Origin of the sequence: Paenibacillus sp. SN-8-1, from assembly GCF_050995535.1 — a bacterium.
Classification (GTDB): domain Bacteria; phylum Bacillota; class Bacilli; order Paenibacillales; family Paenibacillaceae; genus Fontibacillus.
In genome coordinates this window covers 318100-341516 of the sequence record NZ_CP194782.1, presented here as the reverse complement: position 1 = coordinate 341516, position 23417 = coordinate 318100, and the positions used below count along the sequence as shown (strand labels likewise).

General features: G+C 49.0%; 19 protein-coding genes and 1 riboswitch. Of the genes, 8 read left to right on the top strand and 11 right to left on the bottom strand.

All coding sequences use genetic code 11. The features are described 5' to 3' along the window. The first annotated feature begins 116 nt into the window (after window positions 1-116). From ACRRNK_RS01775 to ACRRNK_RS01760, 4 genes are all read left to right on the top strand, one after another. Complete coding sequence (locus tag ACRRNK_RS01775) at window positions 117-962, top strand: helix-turn-helix transcriptional regulator (protein ID WP_433945117.1); 846 nt, start codon at window positions 117-119, stop codon at window positions 960-962. A 181-nt stretch (window positions 963-1143) separates the two neighbouring features. Then, window positions 1144-1395, top strand: a complete 252-nt coding sequence (locus tag ACRRNK_RS01770; RefSeq protein ID WP_433946772.1) for a YiaA/YiaB family inner membrane protein — start codon at window positions 1144-1146, stop codon at window positions 1393-1395. Window positions 1396-1584: 189 nt separating this feature from the next. Beyond that, window positions 1585-2649, top strand: coding sequence for an S-layer homology domain-containing protein (locus ACRRNK_RS01765; protein WP_433945116.1), 1065 nt, complete (start codon window positions 1585-1587; stop codon window positions 2647-2649). Between the two features lie 93 nt (window positions 2650-2742). Then, window positions 2743-3681 (top strand): hypothetical protein, encoded by a 939-nt coding sequence (locus tag ACRRNK_RS01760; RefSeq protein WP_433945115.1) that lies wholly within the window; start codon window positions 2743-2745, stop codon window positions 3679-3681. A gap of 11 nt (window positions 3682-3692) precedes the next feature. Here ACRRNK_RS01760 and ACRRNK_RS01755 read toward each other — a convergent pair whose 3' ends face one another. From ACRRNK_RS01755 to ACRRNK_RS01725, 7 genes are all read right to left on the bottom strand, one after another. Beyond that, window positions 3693-4103 carry a sensor histidine kinase gene (locus ACRRNK_RS01755; RefSeq protein ID WP_433945114.1) on the bottom strand — a complete coding sequence of 137 codons (411 nt, stop codon included), beginning with the start codon at window positions 4101-4103 and terminating at the stop codon, window positions 3693-3695. A gap of 231 nt (window positions 4104-4334) precedes the next feature. Then, window positions 4335-5507 (bottom strand): response regulator transcription factor, encoded by a 1173-nt coding sequence (locus ACRRNK_RS01750; RefSeq protein WP_433946771.1) that lies wholly within the window; start codon window positions 5505-5507, stop codon window positions 4335-4337. Continuing rightward, window positions 5485-7293, bottom strand: a complete 1809-nt coding sequence (locus ACRRNK_RS01745) for a cache domain-containing sensor histidine kinase (protein ID WP_433945113.1) — start codon at window positions 7291-7293, stop codon at window positions 5485-5487. Before ACRRNK_RS01745 ends, ACRRNK_RS01750 begins: the two co-directional genes overlap by 23 nt. 96 nt (window positions 7294-7389) lie before the next feature. Continuing rightward, window positions 7390-8697 (bottom strand): extracellular solute-binding protein, encoded by a 1308-nt coding sequence (locus ACRRNK_RS01740; protein WP_433946770.1) that lies wholly within the window; start codon window positions 8695-8697, stop codon window positions 7390-7392. A 294-nt stretch (window positions 8698-8991) separates the two neighbouring features. Further along, window positions 8992-9663: a stalk domain-containing protein gene (locus ACRRNK_RS01735; RefSeq protein WP_433945112.1), complete on the bottom strand. Its 672-nt coding sequence runs from the start codon at window positions 9661-9663 to the stop codon at window positions 8992-8994. A 236-nt stretch (window positions 9664-9899) separates the two neighbouring features. Then, complete coding sequence (locus ACRRNK_RS01730; RefSeq protein ID WP_433945111.1) at window positions 9900-10409, bottom strand: hypothetical protein; 510 nt, start codon at window positions 10407-10409, stop codon at window positions 9900-9902. Between the two features lie 227 nt (window positions 10410-10636). Continuing rightward, window positions 10637-14035 (bottom strand): stalk domain-containing protein, encoded by a 3399-nt coding sequence (locus tag ACRRNK_RS01725; RefSeq protein WP_433945110.1) that lies wholly within the window; start codon window positions 14033-14035, stop codon window positions 10637-10639. A gap of 220 nt (window positions 14036-14255) precedes the next feature. Here ACRRNK_RS01725 and ACRRNK_RS01720 point away from each other — a divergent pair, with 220 nt between their 5' ends. Continuing rightward, the gene (locus ACRRNK_RS01720) at window positions 14256-15038 is read left to right on the top strand and encodes a hypothetical protein (RefSeq protein WP_433945109.1); all 783 of its coding nucleotides are present in this window, start codon (window positions 14256-14258) and stop codon (window positions 15036-15038) included. Between the two features lie 202 nt (window positions 15039-15240). Then, window positions 15241-16746 (top strand): alpha/beta hydrolase family protein, encoded by a 1506-nt coding sequence (locus tag ACRRNK_RS01715; RefSeq protein WP_433945108.1) that lies wholly within the window; start codon window positions 15241-15243, stop codon window positions 16744-16746. A gap of 42 nt (window positions 16747-16788) precedes the next feature. On the opposite strand, the gene rnhA is transcribed toward ACRRNK_RS01715, so the two are convergent. After that, complete coding sequence (rnhA, locus tag ACRRNK_RS01710) at window positions 16789-17454, bottom strand: ribonuclease H (protein WP_433945107.1); 666 nt, start codon at window positions 17452-17454, stop codon at window positions 16789-16791. A gap of 45 nt (window positions 17455-17499) precedes the next feature. Next, complete coding sequence (locus ACRRNK_RS01705; RefSeq protein ID WP_433946769.1) at window positions 17500-17736, bottom strand: DUF6953 family protein; 237 nt, start codon at window positions 17734-17736, stop codon at window positions 17500-17502. A gap of 140 nt (window positions 17737-17876) precedes the next feature. Between ACRRNK_RS01705 and ACRRNK_RS01700 the strand changes: the two genes are divergently transcribed. Continuing rightward, the gene (locus ACRRNK_RS01700) at window positions 17877-18908 is read left to right on the top strand and encodes a hypothetical protein (protein WP_433945106.1); all 1032 of its coding nucleotides are present in this window, start codon (window positions 17877-17879) and stop codon (window positions 18906-18908) included. A 251-nt stretch (window positions 18909-19159) separates the two neighbouring features. Continuing rightward, a riboswitch (cyclic di-AMP (ydaO/yuaA leader) is annotated at window positions 19160-19306 on the top strand. Window positions 19307-19414: 108 nt separating this feature from the next. Beyond that, window positions 19415-21253 (top strand): APC family permease, encoded by a 1839-nt coding sequence (locus ACRRNK_RS01695; RefSeq protein ID WP_433945105.1) that lies wholly within the window; start codon window positions 19415-19417, stop codon window positions 21251-21253. 86 nt (window positions 21254-21339) lie between these two features. Here ACRRNK_RS01695 and ACRRNK_RS01690 read toward each other — a convergent pair whose 3' ends face one another. Further along, window positions 21340-21657 carry a GRAM domain-containing protein gene (locus ACRRNK_RS01690; RefSeq protein WP_433945104.1) on the bottom strand — a complete coding sequence of 106 codons (318 nt, stop codon included), beginning with the start codon at window positions 21655-21657 and terminating at the stop codon, window positions 21340-21342. 136 nt (window positions 21658-21793) lie between these two features. Beyond that, entirely contained in the window at window positions 21794-23269 is a 1476-nt protein-coding gene (locus ACRRNK_RS01685) for an HD-GYP domain-containing protein (RefSeq protein ID WP_433945103.1), read from the bottom strand. Window positions 23270-23417 lie beyond the last annotated feature (148 nt).

The window sequence follows — 23417 nt, the reverse complement described above, 5'->3', positions numbered from 1 at the left end:
CTCCCTTGCGATCTAATTTTATCTTGTCTATATTTTAACCGCCCATTATCCTATTACAAGTTTGTATTTATCCTAGTATAATTAACACTATAATAAATTCGTAAAGGACGATTGCCATGAAACCGGAAGCAAGACTTGAAGCCCTGTCCGAATTCCTCAAAGCCCAGCGCTCGAAGCTTCATCCTCATACTGTAGGCCTTCCCCCCGGCACCCGGCGAAGAACTCCCGGACTCCGCCGGGAAGAAGTGGCCGCTCTCGCCGGGGTTAGCACGACCTGGTATACGTGGCTGGAGCAGGGCCGGGATATCAAGGTGTCACCCTCCGTCCTGGATGCCATTGCCGGAGCACTTCAGCTGAACACCGATGAGCGGAAATATCTATATGCACTAGCCCTGGAATCCGGCTCTCATACGAAGCCTGCTGAGAGGGAAGCTGGCACGGTCATCAGCCCTTCGCTGCGCAGAATTCTGGAGGAGCTTAAATACTGTCCGACCATTATTTCTGACCGTAAATGCCAAATTGTAGGCTGGAATGCAGCGGCCTCGCACGTATTCCTGAATTTCGACTTAATCCCCACACCCGAGCGGAATATGATCGAGCTGTTGTTCAATAAGAAAGAGCTCCGCAGTCTGGCCGTGAACTGGGAGCACTTTGTCCGGGGATTCCTGTCCATCTTCCGCGCATACTACGGACAGTATGTAGCCGATCCCTGGTATTCTGAATTTATTGATAAAATGACCCATCAGTACCCGGACTTCCTGGAGCTCTGGAATGATAGTGATGTCAGCTCCGCACCCGAGGTTATGATTGAGTTCCGGCATGCCCGTGCCGGTAAAATGTTGTTCAACCTGACCTCCCTTCAGGTTCAGGGCGCCACCGATCTAAGATGCAGCGTCTATACGCCGGTCCAGGATTCCAACACGGAGACCAAGCTCAGCAAGCTGATGAAGGACAACAATTGATTTCATACCGAACCACTTATAGAGTCTGATGGGCACCCCTACCTGGTGTTACCCTGTTCATTAAAAAACTAGTAGAAAAGCACCGCTCCTCATAGTAAAATATATCCATATCTGACTTACACCATAGAGTAACTACAGCATTAGGATATAAATCAAATTTAAAAACAGAGGGGTAGTCATGGTGCAAAAGTACAGAAGGAGAAATACACCTGCATTCACGTTTTTAGCTTATTTCACATTATTCGCAGGTGTCGCTTTATTCTTGATCGGGATTTACAATGCCGATATGCAGCTGAACGAAAAGGGATATTATATCGCAGTTATGATTCTGGTAGCCGTTGGTGCTATTCTGACTCAGAAAGTAACCAGAGATAACAGCGAAGATAACGAAATTATCGCCGAGCAGAACCGCAATATTACCCATAACAGCTAAGATAATTCAGCAAGAACTAGCTCAATAGCAGCTTAACAGGACAGCCGTCACCCATGTAACTCACGTGGGGACGGCTATTCTTTTTCTTTAATCTGCCTTTCATTACCAGTTGTTCCTTCTTTTATAAGGACTTATATTAGTAAAGGCCATTCAGCTGCATACTACATACTTCTTAAGGGGGAACTTATTTTGAAAAAATGGCTATCTATTTGTCTGATCGTTATTCTTATGACGGCGGCTATTCCATCTGCATTTGCTGAGGAATCTGCAGAGGGCAGCACCATAGACCAGTACTTTCCTGTTGACGTAGAGGGACATTGGGCTTCTGATGTGCTAAATGACTTCGTTCAAGCAGGTGTGCTAAAAGGTTACGATGTTTATGGTGAGGTGTATTTGAAGCCGAATGATGCGGTAACACGCGGGGAGTTCGTTACTATTTTACTGAGAGCGGTTGATCCTGCCGCACCTGAGACAACTAAGGACAATTCCTTTACGGATGTAAAAAAGAGTGACTGGTACTACTCCGCCGTGACCCAAGCGAACTCGCTTGGCATTGTAAACGGGGTAGATGCAGCTCACTTTGCACCGAATGGAAAGATCACCAGAGCCGAAATCAGTGCTATCCTGTCCAGATTCTTCGATGCTACGGTTCAATTTAATGGATCTGCGGCCGCTTTTAATGATATTTCCGGATACTGGGCACAGGGGGATATTGAGAAGCTGAGTAAGGCCGGAATTGCTAGCGGCTATAAGGACGGCGGGTTCCACCCGAAGGCTACAGCTACCCGGGCAGAAGCTGCTACATTTCTGAATCGTTCCCTTCATCTGGAGTCCATGAATACCCCGGAGGATAGTGTCTTAATCGACCTGGTGAAACAGTACACTCAGGAACAATATGATACCTTCAAGAACGGGTCATTCGACCAGATGCAGAGCAGCATTGAGAGAAATGAAGTCGGCTTCGCCAAAGATCTCGAGCTGCTATCTGTGGAACAGTTGAGAGGTTATAAAGACATGGGGCTGACTATGGAAGTTACCATGAATGGTGAAATGAACGGACAAGTCATCTTCAAATCGGACCGGTACGCGGTTGTCAAAATGACTGGCGGTACGATCGAAGTCAAACTTTCACAGGGATCAACTTCTTATACTACATCCACGGCCGGGGATGATACGTACTATCTGCGCAAAACCCAGGATGGCTGGAAGATTTACAGTACAGCAGGCGAATATAGCGAGGCAGCACAATATTAAACTGTTAATTTCTACTTGACACCAATTAAGGTCTCTTGTATATTCAATGCAAACATATGTACTTACGTGGAAGCACCCGTAGGATGAGGCGATATGCCTTTTCTTACGGGTGCTTTTTGGCGTGATCAGGCTCTGTGCAACAACGGCTTTGTACCCCAGAGCCGCAGCTCTGCATCAGGAGGCAGCACTTCCCACCGCAGAACAGAGGCCCTCCATCATGCCCCGCCGCTTAGGTACATCAATCTAAAGGAGGACTCACTTATGAACCTGAACAAATCAATGGCTGCCATTGTCCTGGCTGCTGTACTTGCCGCTTCCGTACCCTCATCTGTAATGGGATCAACCAGCCAGCTTACCGATTCGCTTAAGCTATCTGTGGAGAAGGCCGCGTCCTTAGCAGATGCGCCGCTCAAGAGCCAGATTACAGCGTCTTTCAGTGAATTATCCTCACTCCTTGCACAGGAATCCGCACTCGATGGAACTATCAAGAACGTACATTATGGGAACGAAGAAGCGGCGAGCGCCGTTCGCAAGCGGATCACAACGATTGATGCGGACAAAGTCGCTCAGCTGGAGAAGAAGCTTCAGCAGACCAAGGACAAATACAAGCCGTTGTTCGTCCTCTACAGCTCCGTCAGCGGCACCAAATCTGCAACAGCCGAGATACGGCTTGCAGTACAGCTGGCCAGAGAGGATATCAAGCTTAAGGAGAGGCAGCTGAAAGCAGCCAAAGATGAGAAGGCCAAGAAGATCAAGGATATCCGCGCTATTCTCTCCGGCATAGATTCTGTCAAAGTACAGATCAAAGCTGCCAAGAGTTCCGCAGATATCCCCAAGAAGCGCTACTCCGCTGAATGGAGTGACTTCAAGCAGCTGCTGAAGAAGAAGGAAGCCAAACGAACCGCAGATTCCCTGTCTGCCCTAGTCTCGCTAACCCGCCAGGCTATAGACCAGAAGAAGGGCATTCACACTTTGGAGCTGAAGATCAGCGGAATCATTGCCAAGGCGAAAGCCCAGATTCCTGCAAAGTAACATTTAGCTGTTTAACTCTCCTGCTGCTTCTCCATAATCGGCAGCGTAATCCGAATGGCTGTACCATAACCTGGCTCGCTTTCGATGCGAACGCCGTAGGGAGCGCCGAATAATAATTGGATACGGCCATGAACATTTTTGATGCCAATTCCCGATAAGTGCTGTTGTTTACGTTCATTTACCTGATCCTCAATATGAGACATGCCGACTCCATCATCAATCACTTCAATGATGACGTGGTCTTCCTGCCTGCGGATGAAGATTTGAATATTGCCGCTTGGATATCCCGGAAATGCATGGAAGAAGGCGTTCTCCACGAAAGGCTGAAGGATGAGCTTCGGAACCAGCAGCTGTAAGCAGTTCTCTTCGATTTCATAATGGACACTGATCTGATCGCCATACCGGATCTGCTTAACATACACATAGTGCTTCAGCGTCTCAATCTCCTGCTCTACCGATACAAGATCCTCCGTGGATCCAAGTGTACTCTACAGCATGGAGATCAGACTGTTAATCGTCTCATCGACCTGATCGACCTCATCGGTCCGGTTGCGCAGCTTGTCAGGCCATGCTGGTCAGAATAACTGAAATCCTATATTGAACGCAAAAACACCACTCTCGATAACTTAGAGGGTGGTGTTTTCCTGATCCAGCTAGATTACATTCACATTCTGCTTATGCCGGAACTCGGTTGGAGTTAGGCCGAATTTCCGGCGGAATACCTGGGTGAAATGCCGCATGTCCTGGTATCCAATCCGCTGGGCAATCTCGGCCAGCCGCAGATTCGGGTTCAGCAGCAGCTTCTTCGCCTGCTCAAGGCGCAGGGAGATGACGTAGTCCTTGTAGCCCTGTCCCGTCTTCAGCTTGAACAGCTGACTGAAGTAGGCGGGATTCAGGTAGACGACGGAAGCCACGCGCTCAAGCGAGAGCTCTTCGTTATAATGCTCCCGAATATATTCAAGCGCCTCGTCTATCGACTTTTCCCCGCTGCCCTTGACAGGCTTAATCGATTGTACGGCCGATGCTTGTTTCATCTGCACTATCATTTGCGGAATCGTACCGAATTCCTTATTCAGACCAGAGACCGCGATATGAAAAGGGATCTTCAAATAATGGGTTAAGTGTCCCTTGATTAGACCATTGAATACATCAAGGTCCTCGTTAAGTACGACAAGGCCCAGCAGGCAGTTGGAATCCAGGCTGATGACGAACCCTTTGCCGCTGGTATCAATCAGCTCAGACAGCACATTCTCGACGATGAAATGTTCCAGGGCGTGATGGCTCTCTGCCCCTTGGAGCTGTACCATTACCAAATAGAATTCCGGATACTCCAGCTTAAACGACTGCACATCCAGATTCCCCGTATCCAGGCTCGACGCCATTCGGCGAAGAATCCCTTCATGCAGAAATTTGAGATTCCTCCGAAGCTTCTCTTCTTCTCTCAGCCGCTCACTATCCTGACGGATTTCAGTCTGCAGATTCTCTATCAATTCAACGAGCCGTTTCTTGCCTATGGGCTTAAGCAGATAATCCCGGGCACCTAATCTTACCGCCTCTTGGGCATAGGAGAACTCGGAGTGAGCAGAGATGACAACCCACTTCACAAGCGGATATCGGTGCTTCGAGATCTTCATGAATTCAAGTCCATTCATTCCAGGCATCAGGATATCGGTAAGCACAATATCAATCCGGTGGCCCCCCATAATCTGAACAGCCTCTGCGGTTGAGGCGGCTAAATGAACCGTATAATCGGGGCAGATCTGCTCGATCGTCCGTCTGATCCCCTCCCGAATGGCACGCTCGTCATCCGCGATCAGGATATTCAGGTTGTTCATACTCTTCTCCTCCTTGGTTCTGCGGCAGTCGAATCACAAGGGTCACCGTGGTTCCTTCGCCCGGTATACTGTAAATTCCCAGACCGTACGCCTCGCCGAACATGATCTTCAGCCGCAGATGAAGATTCTGCAGCCCGATTCCACCTGGTCCCTTGCCTGAGGGCTTTCGCTCATCCAATGAGGCCACAAGTCTCTCCAGGACAGCGGGCTCCATCCCGCAGCCATTATCAGCAATCATAATCTTCAGATTCTGACCGTCTTCCCTGGCGGTTATCCGGAGCACACCCTGCCTGCCGCCAAGCGACTCCAGCCCATGCTTCACCGCATTCTCGATGACCGGCTGAAGCGTCATCTTCGGGATCCGAATATTCATCCACTGCTCATCGGTCTCGGTCTCCACCTTCAGCCTTCCATCCAGCCGGAACAGAATAATGTTCAGGTAATGGTTAATCTGCTCGAACTCCTCCCGCAGGGTGACATCGGCCCCTTCCTTCCAATGACTGCTGTAGCGGAACATATGGGAAAGCGACAGAATGATCTCGCCCAGCTGCTCATCCCCGTCACCCTTCTCATCCAGCATCCAGTAGATCATATCGAGCGTATTGTAGAGGAAGTGCGGGTTAACCTGAGACTGCAGGGCATGCAGCTCCGCATTCTTCTCGCTGACTGACGAGATCTTCACCCGCTCAATGAGCTCTTCAATCCGTCTCACCATCCGGTTAAAAGAGGCCACCAGAATGTTAATCTCCTGATAGGAGGTTACATTAAGCTCACCCCGGAAATTCCCTCTCTCGACCTGCTTCATTTCGCGGATCAGCCGCTTTAGCGGGGATGAGAACGTCTTGGAGACGATGGAAGCAATCAAGGCCGACACGATAATCAGAATCGAGACCACAATCAGCAGATACCGCTTCATCTGAACAAGCTCGACATTCAGATCCTTATCCGGTGTAATACTCACGACAGACCAATCGGTAAAAGGAAGCCGGGAGGCAATCAGCAGGTGACCGTTATCCTGCCGCACCACCACATTCTCCTCATCGCCATATTCCGGTATCGGCACCTCGGGATCAGGCTGCGCGGTAACTGACGTAGAGACCATCCGCCCTCCCTTGGAGACGACGTACACGCTGGAGTGCTGGCCCAGCTTGAGATTATCCAAAGCTTCAATAATCGGTTTGGGATTGGTCTCATACAGTACCATACCAATCGGCTTATGCTCATCCAGATCAAAAATCTGACGTCCAAAAGCGAATACCGGCTGTCTCTGATTCTGATCGATCAGTGAGTGTGGAAATACGCCGAGCCAGGCCATTTTTCCCGAGGCTTGCTGAATTTGGCGGTACCATTCCCGCTCTCTATAATGGGGATCTATCACATTGATATAGTTGCCATAGTTATAAATCTTGCCTTTATCTGTAATGACGTGAATCCCAACCAGGTCGTCCCGGGAGAAAAAGATCGCTCCAATCATATTGGTGATCGATTGTTCCGTGTTATAAGCCATAGCCGGTTCAGTATAGGTCTCATTCAGCTTACGGACCATATCGAAATTGTTGCTGAGTGTCTTCGACAAGCTGTCATAGCCTTTGTACAGCAGATCGAAGAGCCCGACCGTCTGTGATACGTTTTTCTGCGCCAGGTCACTAATTTTGTCATGGAACTGCTCCGTGTTGCGGTTGTAATAGAGCAGGCTTACCACCAGTACAATTCCCGACATACACACAAGGAACAGCAGGAATAACCGGTGGTTAATGGAATGAAAACCTCTTCTCAAAGGATTATCCCCCTCCCATCCCGTAGTCCTGCTGTTCGTCTTACTCTATTATAGCGCCCCGGAAGAGGACCCAGCAATTGTAAAGTCATCTGCATATTATCGGTTCGCCTCAAATGCAGCCTGGTGCTGCTGCGCGACCAGCTTGGAATCCGCCCTTTGAACGAACAGGTTCTGGATGCTGCTAAGATGGGCCTGGGCGGTGGCTGGATTCATCGTGTTGTCAAAAGACAGATCGCCGCCCTTAATGTTCCTGAACAGCCCCGCCACTTCTATCGCAAGATCGGAGTAGCCTGCCGTCTTCAGGTTCCCGTCTATCGTCTGCCCCAGACCTACGGCATTCTTGTATTCAAACTGCTTCTTGGGGAAGTTAAGCGCGAAGTAATTCAGGAAATCCTTGGTCTCCTGCAAATGCTCGCTGTTCGCAGAGATGGCAAAGCCGCTGCCTGGTGCAACCATGAAATCATTGAGGTCCCCTTTGCCATCAACCGTCGGGAACCGGAACGCTCCTGCATGGCCGGCTACAGAGGAGGCGTCCACCGCGCCCGTCTCCCATGTACCGATCACCCACATTGCAGCTTTGCCGGATTTGAAAATATTCCCGCTGGCGTTCGCATCAATGGAGGTAGCCCCCTCCGGGAACGCACCGGCCTCGACCAGATCCTGGAAACGGTCCACCGCCTCAATAAAGGCTGGATCATCAAACTTCCTCTTGCCAGCCACGACATCCTTCAGGAAGCCGGGGCCTTCATTTGTGCGAAGCAGCATATTCATGAACAGGAAGGACCCGGTCCAGGAGTCCTTTTCTCCGATTGCGATCGGTGTAATTCCTTTGGCCCTCAGCGCTTTCACGTCAGCCAGGAGCTCCTTAAATGAGGTAGGAACGCTCTCGATGCCTGCTTGCCTGAACAGCTCCTTGTTATAGAACACCACCTCAATATTGTATCCGTCAGGCAGCGCGTACAGTTTGCCGCCGAAGCTGTAATTGTCCAGGAGTTCTGGCAGGTAGGTAGCCTTGAGCCCATTCTTGTCAATCACATCATTCAGCGGGGCCAGCAGCTTGGCGTCCACGAACGGCTTCATCTGGGCGGACGGGTTAACAATCGTAATGTCCGGGATTTCCTTGGAGGCCGCTTGTGTCTTCAGCTTCATCTTCTGCTGGTCTGTGTTCAAGGTATCGAGCTCGATATGAACGTTCGGGTTCACCTTCTCGTATTGTTCTGCGAGAGTATGGACCGTCTTATATGTTGGAGTTGTCGGGTCTGGGTAAATGTTCTGAAAGGTGATCGTGATCTTTTTGTCGCTCGGCTTGCCTTTGCCTGAGGATATATCGTTACGATCTATACCTGTGCCAGACTCCGTCCCGCCTCCGCATGAGGCCAGGCTGAGCATCAGCACGCCAGCCATAAGAACAGAAAGCGTCCTTCTTAACAGTCCTTGCACGTTTGCCGCCCCCTGTTATTTGGAGAGTATACGTTCATTATTAGGGATAACAGCGTTTCCAACAAGTTAGGAATTTAAAGAAAAAAGGTTTGTTTTTTTTGGATTTAGGTAGAAAAAGATACGAAGAATCGTTTGCACTATAATTCTGCCTATGGATACATATAGCTAATTCCTAGATTCAGTATATAGCATTCTACCGCCCCTACTAAAACAAGCTGAAGCCCGCAAATTCCGGCCTCAGCTTGTTTGGTGTTCTGCTTACTTATAGTAGGAGGTTGTCAGCGGAACGAACCAGTTCCCGCCTTCCTCCAGGTCTGCGTGCACAAATAGGCTTTGAACCCCGCTGATATCGATCTCGTACGTCTTGAGCCCATCAGCGACATTAATCTTATCGATCTTCAGCTTTGCATCTGTATCGCTGTCACTAACAAAGAACTCCTCAATATCCTTGCCGACTGCCGCGGTCTGCAGGTACAGCTTCTGGTATTTTCCTTTTGGATACAGCATAAATCCGCTGGCACGCCGGCTTGGTGCGTTATCGAAGTAAACATATTTATAATCCTTGCCGTTATACGTTGTTAACTGGGGATCCTTCGTCCGGAAATCTCCGCCAGCACTATCGGCAATCGGCACACCTTCCAGCTTCTCGCCCAGGAAGATCGTATTGGACTGGCCATTATAATCAATCGCTACGCCCAGTGCATTAGAAATAGCACGTACAGGCAGGTATGTACTTCCGTTATACGTGATGGGTGCCAAAGCCGCACCTTTATCGTTCTGAGGTTGAAATGGCTTTCCATTCACCTGAAATTTGATGGATGGATCGAGGAAAGCTTTGATCTGCTGCAGATTGGCGCCCGCATATACACCGGCCGAGGTGCTCATTAATAATGCAGCAGCGGCACCGGCTGTAATCCACTTCTTCTTCATGGGAACACTCCTTTTTGAGGAAATATGCCAATTTTGGCAATTTGTATTCAGCATACCTGATTCACTGCCTTATGAGTATAGTCCGATAGCAGCAAGCACATGGTTCACCTAATCCGAATGCCCTATATAAGTGGCGTAGCCTCTCTGCTAGGAAACTCTAAGATAATCCGATACCGCTCTCCTCACAAAAATAACGCCCGGGTCTCGATTGAGATCCGGGCGTTATTAACCTTGATTTAAAAATCCTTCCTCCTCTTCGGAGACAGCATCAGAACAGCTCCAGCCAAGATAAGCACAAAAGCCATCAGCGGCTGCCCGAGCACCATATGGCTCAGCATAGAGCCGATAGAGAATACTGCGAAGAACAGAATCGAAATTACGGTAAGAATGTTAATCGGAATGAGCAGCCATTTGTTGCGGCTGCCGAACCAGTATAGCTCGAACAAGCCCACCGCGGGAGCCAGAATGAAGCCCGGCCACATCGTCCCCCAGCTGTCAAACAGCGTAGCTATCTGGCACACCAGTCCCACCGTGAACAGAACACCTCCAGGAACGAGCAGGCCTACGCCTTTGCGGCCCGTCATGGAGAAGTACAGCCAGTGCATCAAGAGGCCAAGTGGAATGACAAACAGGGTAGGCCAAAAGTATTCAAAAATAGTTCCCGGCCCCATTGAACCCGTCTTATTTAGAAATAAGTACGTTCCCAGAAGAATAAAGACAGGTCCGAAAATCGACTTTGTATTCATGTATGTAACACTCCTCTAACCGTTATAATCTGTTATCAGGATAACACGATTGGAAATTTTTAACCTCCATCTGAAGGGAAGATTGTTCCTAGACCAAAGTCTAGGTCTCGAAAGCAAGTAACACCTGAGGGCCGCTCGTCTAGCTAGACTCCGGCCTCAGATCACGCATAGACACAGCAAATACAAAAGGCTGCCCAGCACGAATGCTAAGGCAGCCTGTTAATGAATTACTGTCCAATCGAAATGCTGGAAGAAGGCGCTGCGAGGGTGTCTACTGTAGCCGTCGTCCCATTCGCCTTGGATAGGACATACACTTTGTAGGTTCCTGCCGAGACTGTAGTCGTATCCAGAACAGCTTCGGCTCCCTTGTTCACGCTCTGGCTGACTATGGATTTTGATGCCACGTTGGCTGCCGTCACATTAGTCTCGCTATCAGGGACAAGGGCAACTGTATACGATGCAATATTATTATCGTTAGGCTCCGCATAGGACACATCAATCTGCTTGGGATTCGCCGAGTCCAAGACAGCCGTGACGCTGGTTACGGCCTTAACGGATACTGGCGCCGCAGTCGGAGGATCCTCAATGGTTATCTCATTTGATGATGCCGATAAGGCATTAGGAATACCTTTAATTGAGGAAACAGCCAGAACATACACCTTATATTTCCCGCTAGAGATAGGTTGGTCTGAAGTATCACTAGAAGAGACCGGAATCGTTAATTGCCCGCTGCTGCTCTTCGTAAAGTTTATATTGTCACCCGCTTTTGCCAAGTCGAACGTCCCTGATCCAGAAGGAACTACAAATACCCTGTACTCCTTGACATTCGATGGCGTCGCAGAGAGATCGAAGGTTACCCCAATCCCCGTGGCCTTACCCGCTCCGTCTTTGTTCACGGCAGCCATGACGTTGGTTGCTGGTTCAACCTTGGAGGTATCCGTAAGTGTGACAGACGGGGAGCTGGCAGAGAGCGCGCTCGATCCATTTCCAACTGAAAGGACGAATACTTTGTAGCTTACACCGCTGCGAATCGTATTCCCGTCCGTGTCCTTGGCACCGGAAGCAAGATCCTTGGTAATAGCTGCTCCTGTCTTGCTCACAGAAGTGTAGTTACCATTCGAATTCGCCTCCGCTTTCGTAAAGTTCCCGGCATACTGGCTCTTAACCACAAAAATGCGGTATTCCGTGATTGCTGTCTCATCCGGTGCTCTGTTGAAAGTAACCCTTAGATCACGAGCATCCCCGTAATCCTTGATATCCGTTGCGGTAACGTCTATTGCCGCCCCAACACTGCTTGTGTTAACCAGCGTAATTACAGCTGAAGCCGAGGACAGAGCGTTACTGCCAGCATAGTAGCCTCCGCCCACCGAAAGTACAAATATCCGGTAAGCCACACCATTTTGAATCAAATTCCCGTTCGTATCACGGGCCCCGGAAGCCAGAACCTGGCTAAGGTTAGACCCTGTCTTGTTCACCAATGTGTAGTAGCTGCTGGACAGTGCACTAGACAGGTTAAAGCTGCCTGCATTGGCATTGTTCACGACAAAGACACGATACTGTGAAATTGTAGATTCATCACTGATTCTATTAAAGCTCACCTTTAAATCCGTGCCGTTATTGTTATTATTCACATCTGCTGCGCTGACACCTGTGACGGCGCTGACATTAGTATTGTCATTCAAGGTAATGGCAGAAGAATAACCGGATAGAGCGTTACTGCCCGCATACCCGCCGCTTCCCACTGAAAGGACAAAGACGCGGTAGCTTACGCCGTTACGAATCGGATACCCGTCAGTATCTCTAGCATCATATGGCAGCACCTGGCTGATGTTATAGCCGGTCTTGCTTACATACGTGTAATAGCTGCTGGACAAATTATTCGCCGTGGAAAGACCGAAGCTGCCTGCACTACCCGTTCTGACGACAAAGATACGATAATGGCTGATATTAGATTCATTGCTCGCCCGGGTAAAGGTTACTCTCAGATCACGGCCATCATTATAATCCGTTACATCACTAACACCCACATTGGTCACGGCGTTCACGTTAGTGTTGTTCCACAAGGTCAGAGATGAGGACATCGAAGACAGAGTATTCGTACCCGAGTAACTGCCAGTGCCTACGGCCATAACGAAGAAACGGTAGGCTATTCCCGTCGTGAGAAGGGACCCATTCACATCTCTGGAATTTGAATTCAGCTGTTGGCTGATATTGTATCCATTCTTGTTAATTGTAGTGTAATAGCTGCTGGACAGCGCATTTGCAGAGGATAATGTGAAGTTGGAAGCGTTCTGCTCCCTAACCGCAAATACCCGGTATCCACTAATACGGGATTCATCGGAGACCTTGTTGAAACTGATCTTCACGTCACGCCCATCGCTATAGTCACTGACGTCACTAACAGCTGTAATATACGGGGCTGTAACTGTGCTGCCGTTTAAAGTGATCGCTGACGAGCCCACAGATAACTGATTGGATGCGATATTTAAGTTGCTGCTTACCGATAATACATAGATCGTATAAGAGACGTCATTCTTGATATACTCGCCGGAGGTATCTCTGGCCGAGGAGCCTAGCGTCGCGCTAAGAGTCGAAGCCCCCGTCTTGTACACGGTTGTATAATTCGATGCCGCCGCGCTGCTTGCCGCGGACAGACTGAAGTTGCTTGCGTCCTTGGTCTTCACGACAAAGATCCGGTAATTCGCAATGTAGGACTCATTCTGTGCTTTGGTGAAGCTGACAGACAAATCCCGGCCATCCCCGTAATCGGCAATGTCCGTACCCTTAACAGAGGTCGCCGCTGCACTAGACCCTAACGTTACAGCCGTAGATGCGTTAGAGAGAGCGATTTGGCCATTTCTGCCGACCGTTAGAACATACACGTTATAAGATATACCCGAGCGAAGCAGTTCTCCGTCCGTATCCCGGGTCTGCGAGGATAGATTCACAGAGCGTTCTGATCCTTGAAGCCCTACAACTGTATAGTTCGCTGAAGATACTTGCCCTGCCGCAGTTTCGCTGAATCCACTTGTTCTGCTTGTTTTGACAACGAGAACACGATACTGATTCACCAAAGCTTCATTGGCCGATTTGGAGAAGCTGACGTTCAAATCCCGGCCATCCCCATATTGACTTATAATCCGCGGAGTGACGTAAGATACCGAACTCAGACCGGACGGTTCAGGCTCAGGTGTGGTATCCGAATTGTTAATATACACGCTGCGGGTAGAGGCATTCCAATTCACATCGGCTCCCAGTGCCGTGCTGACAAACCTTACCGGTACCAGCGTGCGTCCCTTTATCTCCTGGGCTGGAACATCCAAGGTGACCCTCTGGTTATTAATGGTTGCCGAATTGGAGCCCATCTTGAGGGTAACCGTTGTGCCCCCTTTCTTGGCTGTGATCATGCTCGTCTTGGCATTCCAGTCCACTGTCGCATCGAGCGCCTCAAAAATAGCCCGGAGCGGAAGCAGAACGCGTCCCTGTTTCTCAATGGGCGCCTGGTCTGCGGCTAATTTGATCCCATTCATATAGATGCGGATGGGTGAAGCGGCACTAGCCTGCGTCTGCCACGATAATGAAGCAACTAAAGTGATTATCGTAAGCAGGGAAATGACTCTTTTCATAGTATCCTCCTCTATCAAACCTATAATTGCTTGTTTGCATATATTGGACGCAGCATCCATGTTAAAAGTTTCCTCTGAAGGGAAATTTTTTGCCGCTCTTTAAATTATAGAATACTTTATGTAGATTAAAGTAAATTTTTGCCTGGAAAGGCCTGACTAATTTCCCGATAATAACAATGTACATAAAAAATCATTACAAGGTATGGAGGATTTTATTAAAATGAAGACCTATCGATTCACCAAGTGGCTGTTCGCCACCATTCTGATTGCCGTGCTGGCGTTCCCGTCGGTAAGTGCTGCTGCTGAAGTTAAGCCGCTGACTGACGATGTGTGCACGTTCCAGGTAGATACCCATGACCTGGTTGTATCCAATGATCCTTATAAAGTGGGCACAACCATCCGTTACAAATGCGCAGACGGCATTCTATCCATTGATGTTGACTCTACCTCAGATAACCCGTCGGTAGTAAGCACCGAGGACGGGTTCGGTATTATTGATGTATATGCGGAAGGTCCAGGCACTGCTAATGTAATTATCACTGTATATGGATATGAGCCAATTAGTATTCCATTCAATGTGACAGAGCCTCCAGTCGACCCGGCTATCCAGCAAATCAAAGATTATGCCGCTGCCCTGGAGAAGCTTGTTCAATATGAGGACAAAGCCATTAATACGTCTAACAAATACAGCTACTTCACAAGCAAGAACCGCAAGGAGGCTTATCTAGCCTTTGCCAATACGGTTATTCCAAACTATACAAAGTTCATCTCCGGACTTAAAGCCATCAAGACGCCGAACAAGGAACTGGCAAGACTGAATGGACTTTACATTAAAGGCGCATCCCTTCAACTCGAAGGAATGACCATTGTGAAGAAGGCCCTCTATTCTACCAAAGTCGACTCCAAGCTGATCAAGCAGGCTAATGACAAGCTGGCCTCGGGACGCAAGTTAATCTCCCAGTTCAGCACAGAGTTCTCAACTTATGTGAATAAATTTAAGTAGAATCTAAGGAAAGAGCTGTCCCACAAGGGACAGCTTTTTGTATACCCAAAATTATATGCCTAGTTTTACGAGTCCTCCAATGCTGCAAGACCCGAGTTACAACATTGTAAGGTAGATGAAAGGCAAATCGATAGCTCAGACCAGCCTGGCGGGATAAGATTGGAACGAAAGGAAATCGAGATTTTTTAAAAGGAGAATCGAGATGAGGCTGTTTGAACTGTTGCTTTTTTTGTCAGACATCGGCTTGTTTGCTTTAACAGTTCTATTACAAAAAGGACGGCGTAGAAATCCAGTATTCGCCGCAAGCGGGATCGCCACATTGTTCCTGGTCATGCATTGGACGGTGGAAGGATACCGAATTCAAATGATTTTCCCTTATTGCATAACAATCATTTTTTTAGCCATTTCAGGTTATTGCTATTTCAAAAAAACTTGCCAAAAAAAACTCCCACGATTTATGTTGGGCTCAGCCTATGCCGCTATAGCGATCATGCTAGTCGTAACGGCAGGTCTTATGTATGCTTTTCCTGTTTTTCAACTACCTGAACCGACTGGCAAATTTAAGGTAGGTACGCAAACTCTACATCTCGTAGATTCAAATAGGAAAGAGATTTTTGGCGCAGGAGCAGATGGAAAGAGAGACTTCATGGTCCAGGTATGGTATCCGGCTCAAGCTGGCACCGGTAATTATGAAGCCTTTATTCCCGATATTCAGATTTTGCCTTATATGGCTGCGCAATATGGGCTTCCCGGGTTTACTTTTCAACACTTGAAGTACGTATCCAGTCATACTTATTCGGGGTCCGAAGTCTCCTCGGCACAGGCTTCATACCCTCTGATTCTTGCGAATCCCGGCAATGGCTCTTCCAGGTTCCTCCATACGTCGCAAGCCGAAAACCTCGCGAGTCACGGATATATCGTGGCGGTGATCGACCATACCTACAATACATTTGCAACCGAATTTCCGGACGGCCTGATTACGACCAGCACAACTGACGACTTATTCTCGCCGGGCGATGATTACAGGACAAGTAGAGGAAATCGCGACAAGTTGGGAAAAGTTTTGACTGACGATGTGTCTTTCGTGCTGGACCAATTTGAGCTCATCCAATCGGGGCAGATTCCAAGTCATCTAAAAGGGAGGATTGATCTTGGTCATGTCGGGATATTCGGTCATTCCATCGGCGGCGCGACGGCCTATGACGCTTCTTATGATCCGCGAATCGCGGCCGGGATCGACCTTGATGGAGGACTATATCGACTGCGTGACAGAGAGGGTCTGCGAAAGCCGTTCTTGTTCATCAACTCGGAAAGCGAATTCGAAAATTTAAAGATGGTGATGGATAACCACACCTACACGGAGGCAGAGCTTAAGCGGATGGGCTCAACAAGAGAGTGGGAGGATCAAGTAACGGAAGACAAGAAGTTAGAGCTTGAACGGATGCGCGACACGGTTGCCGCAGGGGGACAATTCCTCTATATCGACAAAACGGAGCATTTAAATTTTGCCGACGTGCAGTTCATCTCTCCGATTTTCAAATTGTTGGGCATTACAGGAAAAATCGCGCCCGAAAGAGCGAACACCGTTATCAATGCCTACATGCTGGATTTCTTCGATAAGTATCTGAAAAATCAAGGCGGAATCTTGATGAAAGGACCGGATAGCCGCTTTCCGGAGGTGAAGTTCGTAACCTCGCTGTTGGAATAGGCTACCGGTTCAGATATGCTCCCCTTCAAGCCCCGCCAAGCCTTATTTGCGCCCGTAATCCGCTTTAATCTCGCCCCACTCCTGGGTCTCCCACTTGAGCAGCTTGTTGTCATAGCTGTTCGATTTCAGCCAAGCCACCGCGCGGTCCACAAGATCCCAGACTTCGCGGGTGGATTCGTTTCGCGCAAGTGTCGTAGCCACTTGCTTCTCGCGGACCCATTTGAGAGCCGTTCTCGAGTCGCTATACACTGTCATCTTGCTGCCCTTCTGCTTCAAATAGGCCAGGGAATGAACTATCGCAAGAAACTCTCCCAGATTGTTCGTCCCATTTGGAATGGGACCCCGTTCAAAGATCACTTCTCCTGTTCGTGTGCTCACGCCCCGATACTCGATCGGCCCGGGATTCCCCTTGGTTCCCACATCGACAGATATGCTGTCATAGTCAATGTGTCCCCGGGCTGCCGACACACCTGCCGAACCTTCAGCCTTCTGCGTGCCCCGGCTTTGTGTTCCTCCCGCAGACGCCGCGGACTTGCCCCAATGCTTCTTCCAGCCTTCCTGGTAAGCCTTCTCGGCTTCGGCCTTGGAAGGATAGGATTTGTACTTGGCATCCTTGTAGGCATCAACCTGAGCTTTACACTCCGCCCACGTTGCATACACCCCAGGGGTGCTGCCTTCCCACACCACATAATATTTCTGACTTGCCATAGCTTCTTTTCTCTCCTTCACTAGGTGCTGTCCGTCCCTTAAGATTTAGGTCCATGCCCAGAAGAACCCGTCCCGGTCCCAGGCTACCCGGCCGCCATGCAGCTTGCGGAACGCCTTCTTCACTTCCTTGGACAGCGAGGCATTACCGTTCTCATTTATAAATACATACTGTTCTCCGAAATGGCTTCTGACGTATTGGATCGCTTCTTCCTGGTGCAGGATGCCCCTGTGTCTGATCTCCTGGACCATCCACTGTGCAACCTGCTGCTCTGTGACTTCCACTCGCTTCTCCAGCTCCTTAACTGATTTAGTCCTATACAGCATGGTATCTGATTTGGGATCATCATTCAATTCCTGGGCGGGTGTCATTTCAGCTCATTTGTGAATAGGCTACATCATCAATATTATTGGAGGGTTCCTGTATGACAAGTAATGTGAGTACCGACCTAAATGCTCAGATGACGTATCCGCCGTACTTCCCTAATAGATATCCGAATTACCGCTCCATTTATCCGAATTCCTATTCCTACCCTACTCCTTATCTGTATCCTTACCTTTATCATTACCCATATGTATATCCCTACCCTTATTCGTATCCTCCCTATTACGTCTATCCATATCCCGGGTATTTCCCAGGCGGAGGATACCCCGGTTATCACCATGAAGGCGGATTTGGACATGATCACGGAGGTGAGCACCATCACCATCATAGGGACGGACAGTACTACGGCAGAAATGAAGATCAGGAGACCAAACCAAGGGATTTCGAGCTGAACCTTCAATCCAAAGCCCAGTATGGCGGAAAGTACGGGCTTGATGCCCATGCTGATGCCCAGATCGGTGGCGGGCAAGGGCTTGCCTTCGATGCGGCCGGAAGCCTTGGCGGTGAGCATGGCGTAGGAATACAGACCGCCGGGCATCTCGGCGGCGGGCAAGGAGCAGGGTTCCAGGCTGGCGGCCACTTGGGCGGCAGCGGTTATGGGGTAGGTGCTCATGCCGATGCCAGCCTCGGCGGCGGGAAGGGACTTCAAGTCGATACCGGAGCCAAAATCGGCGGCAAGCACGGGCTCGGTCTTCAGGGCGAAGGCCATCTCGGCCTTCAAGGAATCGGCGCCTCTGCTGCCGGACAGCTCGGCGGAAGCACCTATGGCGCCAGCGCCCATGCCGGCGCGGACTTGAACCTGAAGCAGGGCTTAGCCTTTGATGCCGGAGCCAATGTGGGCGGCAAGCACGGAATCGGCGCACACGCCGGCGGACACCTTGGCATCGGCAAGGGTGTCGGCTATGACGTGGGCGGCAAAGTGGGCGGCAAGCATGGCGTAGGCATCCACAGCGACGCCCATTTGGGCGGCGGCAAAGGTGTGGGCTTTGACATAGGAGGAAACTTGGGTAGTCATAACGGCCACCTGGGCGTTCAATTCGGCGGTGACAAGGAAAAGACAGAGCAAGGATAAGAAACTAATTTTATATTTATAAGCGAGCCCTCTCCAGCCTTCGGAGGGGGCTTTTCCTGATCGCTCGAAAAGGCGATAGAACGCTGGGAAACCGACGTTAAGAAGCTCATGGGACAAAGGAATACCTCTTTGTCTAAATGTAATCGCTTCCTTTAAATAAGTGCTTATTCTACATTTGGACGAGCCGTTTAATGTGGATGAAAAAGTGTTTACAAGGATGGTGGAGGAGAGTATCATAAGCATCGGTTTCGATTTCCATATCGCTGAAACTCGTATGAGTACGGGGGAACCGTTCAAACGGATTGCCGCAGCAATCCAGGGGTGAATCCTTTCAAGGTAGGGCTACTCAAGGGCCCGAATCCGACAGCTAACTCCGTAAGCGTTATTTGAGAAGGAAGGTGGAGCTCGTTTAAGTAAAATATCCGTGTCCACAGTATTTTAGATTAGACTAGTGGGCATTTTACACTTCGTAGGCGTAACTGAAGTTGTTAAATTTATTGACTTAAATGGTGGTGAAAAGATTGTCAGCTCTAAAGAGAATCCTAATTGGGCGCCCACTCAAGTCAAATGAACTGGGTGAGCAAAAGCTCAACAAAACCAAAGCCTTAGCAATCCTTTCATCCGATGCGCTATCATCCGTAGCTTATGGTCCTGAACAAATCCTGATTGTACTATTTACTCTTAGTGCGGCAGCCTTCTGGTATTCCATCCCGATTGCGGTAGGTGTGCTGGTATTGCTCGCGGCTCTTATTTTATCTTATCGGCAGATTATTTTTGCTTATCCGCATGGCGGCGGGGCTTATGTTGTATCCAAGGAGAACCTTGGAATGAATTACGGCTTGGTGGCCGGAGGCTCCTTGCTGGTCGATTACATTCTCACAGTTGCGGTGAGTGTATCGGCCGGTACGGATGCAATAACCTCTGCGTTTCCGAGTCTGCACCCTTTTACAGTGATTATTGCGATCGTATTCGTACTCTTCATTACCACCTTGAATCTGAGAGGGGTAACGGAGTCCGCTTCCATTCTCGCTTATCCTGTGTATTTGTTCGTTCTGGCTCTGTTCATCCTTATCGCGGTGGGCATTTACAATATTCTGACCGGGCACGTATCCCCTGAGCTCCATACTCCGGTGGGCACTCCCGTAGCGGGTATAAGCTTGTTCCTGCTTCTCAAGGCGTTCGCTTCCGGCAGTTCGGCGCTAACCGGTGTAGAAGCTATCTCAAATGCGATTCCTAACTTCAAAGACCCGGCTCCCAATAATGCCTCCAAAACCTTAATGGCGATGGGAACACTCTTGGCCTTACTGTTCACTGGCATCGTGTTCCTGGCTTACTATTACGGAGTTGCGCCGAGAGCTGAGGTCACTGTCGTCTCACAAATTGCTGAACAGACCTTTGGACGGAATTTCATGTACTACTTTATTCAAGGGACGACCGCTTTAATCTTGATTCTCGCTGCCAACACGGGGTATTCCGCATTCCCGCTACTGGCCGTCAATCTGGCTAAGGATAAGTTCATTCCCAGAATGTTCACGGTTCGCGGAGACCGATTAGGGTACTCTAACGGTATTATTATTCTCGGAGTCTGCTCCATTCTGTTGATCCTTATGTTCAAAGGACAGACTGAGCACCTGATTCCGCTGTATGCTGTGGGCGTGTTCATCCCGTTTACCCTGTCCCAAACAGGCATGATCTTCAAATGGGTTCGGGAGAAGCCGAGCGGCTGGATGTCCAAACTCATTATTAACAGCATCGGTGCCCTGATCAGCTTGATCGTTACGATTATGTTCTTCTTAACCAAATTCGCGCAGGTATGGCCCGTATTGATTTTCTTGCCGATTATCATCTATATCTTTTACCGGATCAAGAAGCACTATCTGGCGGTCGGGGATCAGCTGCGGCTTACGACCTGTGAGCCCTCCATACCAATCGAAGGGAACGTGATCATTGTTCCTGTTGCGGGGATTACTCATGTGGTTGAGAATTCACTGAACTATGCCAAGTCGCTTAACGCGCATCAGGTCATTGCGGTGTATGTGTCTTTTGAAAAGCAGGATGAGAACGAATTTGAGGCCAAATGGATGAAGTGGCAGCCTGATGTCAGACTGGTCACCTTGCACTCGCCTTACCGCAGCATCATCCAGCCGCTTCTCAAATTCGTAGATACCGTCCAGCGCAAGGCAAGTGAATCGAATTATCAGGTCACCGTGGTGATTCCCCAGTTCATTCCCAAGAAGGGCTGGCATAACATCCTCCATAATCAGTCGGGTCTTGTGATTCGTACCAAGCTGCTGTACCGGAGAAAAGTTATTGTTACAACGGTTCCTTATCATTTAACAAAGTAAACTCAAAAAAGGGGAAGCCGCATCAGCCATTATGGCTAGCGGGACTTCCCCCTTTTATTTCACGGCCGCTCCACAAGCGGAATGATTCAAAGTACTGTAACTTGTGTCTGTATGTACGCCTTAATAAGCCCATCCCGATTTGCCGTTCTAAACTTAAATTGCTCTCCTGTAACAGTTACAATCTTTAGTCCACTAGGGATTAAAGATAAAAAGTTGAACTTCTCAATATATTTAATCTGATCGTGAGAGATCTCCATGTCTTCCGCAAATATACTCACTTTCTTTGATTCGAAAATCGTCCTCTGGCTTGTCACGATCAGGTCTCCAATTAATTGTTCTTGCGCACTCTTATAGTAATTAGCCTGTGCGTGGATCAAGACTACTTCCTGATCTCTAACTTCCATCCCCTCGTTCCTCCTTCCGTAACTCCCACCTTATTACTAATATAATAGTGATGTCGCATAATAGCATCTGCATCTGTAAATTGATCAATAATAGCAAATAAAAAAGAGGCACTTCATGTGCCCCTACGTTCTAACTCTAGCCGATGACCCCAGCCCCCTTGGGCTCTCCCCCAGGGTGGAGCATTCGTCTTTGATCCCACTCTTCCATCACATGCGCCGGATACTCATAGACCTCAGGGTTCTGCTCGCATACCCGAATCCAAGCCTTAACACATTCCGCATCGAAATGAGTCCCCTGATTCTCGGTAATCAGCTTCATCGCTTCTTCGTGGGTCCAGGCCTTCCGGTAAGCTCGGGTTGAAGTTAGCGCATCATACACATCCGCGACAGCCACGATTCTGGCCAGCAAGGGAATCTGCTCCCCCTTTAACTGGTCCGGATATCCAGTGCCATCCCACTTCTCATGATGAGATCGGATAATATCCAGCTCATCCTTCATGAATCCAAGCGTTCGGCACATCTCATAACCTTTGACGGGATGAAGCTCAATAATATCTCTTTCCTCAGGCGTCAAGCGCCCCGGCTTGTTCAGGACCTCATTTGGAACATGAATCTTGCCGACATCATGAATAATAGTCCCTTGAGAGATCGCCCGGAGCTCCTCGGGTGACAGCTTCATCTCCTCGCCAAGCTTCATCGCATACATCGTAACTCTGAAGTTATGTCCAGCCGTATACAGGTCCTTCTCCTCGGTTGCTTGAATCAAGTTCCTCACACTGGGAGACAGGCAGCTGGTAATCCGCTCCATCGGATTTGTGGAATAGAGTCCCTTAAAGGTCATATTCCATGACGGAGTGGATGCATACTGTCTAATTAGACCCGTAATCATCACAATCATCGAAGCCAGCAGCAGGAAGTGGTACATCCACCAGCTAACGCGCCATAATTCTCCTGCAGCCATAATATACTGAGCCGCCATTAGCCAGCAGCAGCTGTAGATGATCGCTTTCTGGAGCGGGAACCGGGAATAACGGTAAGATTGAAAATAGCGATATATTGTAATCAGGTTCATAACCGCCACAAGGCAGGTAACCGGCCACTTCAAAGGGTTCCGATCCAGCGGGATTAAATTCATCAGGTGAGGATTCACGAAGCTAACGATACTGAGAAATACAATAATAATCAACCATATCGGAATCAACCTCCCCCGAAGTCCGGACAGCCTCACAATAAGCGCCGAGTCGGAAGACATCGAAGACAGCCACAACCAGAAAGTCGCAAGCAGCGTGCTCGCCTGAGCCGCAACTGCGGGCAGGTGTGAAGCATGCATCATAAGATTAGGTGTGGACAGCCCATGAACCGTAAACGTTTCACCTAATGAGATAAATGCCAGTGCCAGGAAGCTTACCTTTATATTTCTTACGCGATGCCCCGCGATGCCTACGGCGATGGCTACCATCATGGACAGCATAGCGACCGAGCTGACAACATAGAAATGCCCCTTGAGTGCAACAAATGAGACATCCCATGAAGGGTGTGCCTTGAGAAGTTCAAATAGTACAAACGGCACAATCACAGCCATTATCGGGCCGACAACATCACGCTTTTTCATCTAAAATATCCCCTTCAATACAGGCAAATAGGTAATTAGCCTCAAGTTACTTCAGTTTACCACAAAATAAGGCGGTAGAATATTCATGCAATGCACAAAATTCTCTTAAATTTTTGTAAAAAATGCCTCTCGAAGTCCCCATGCGACA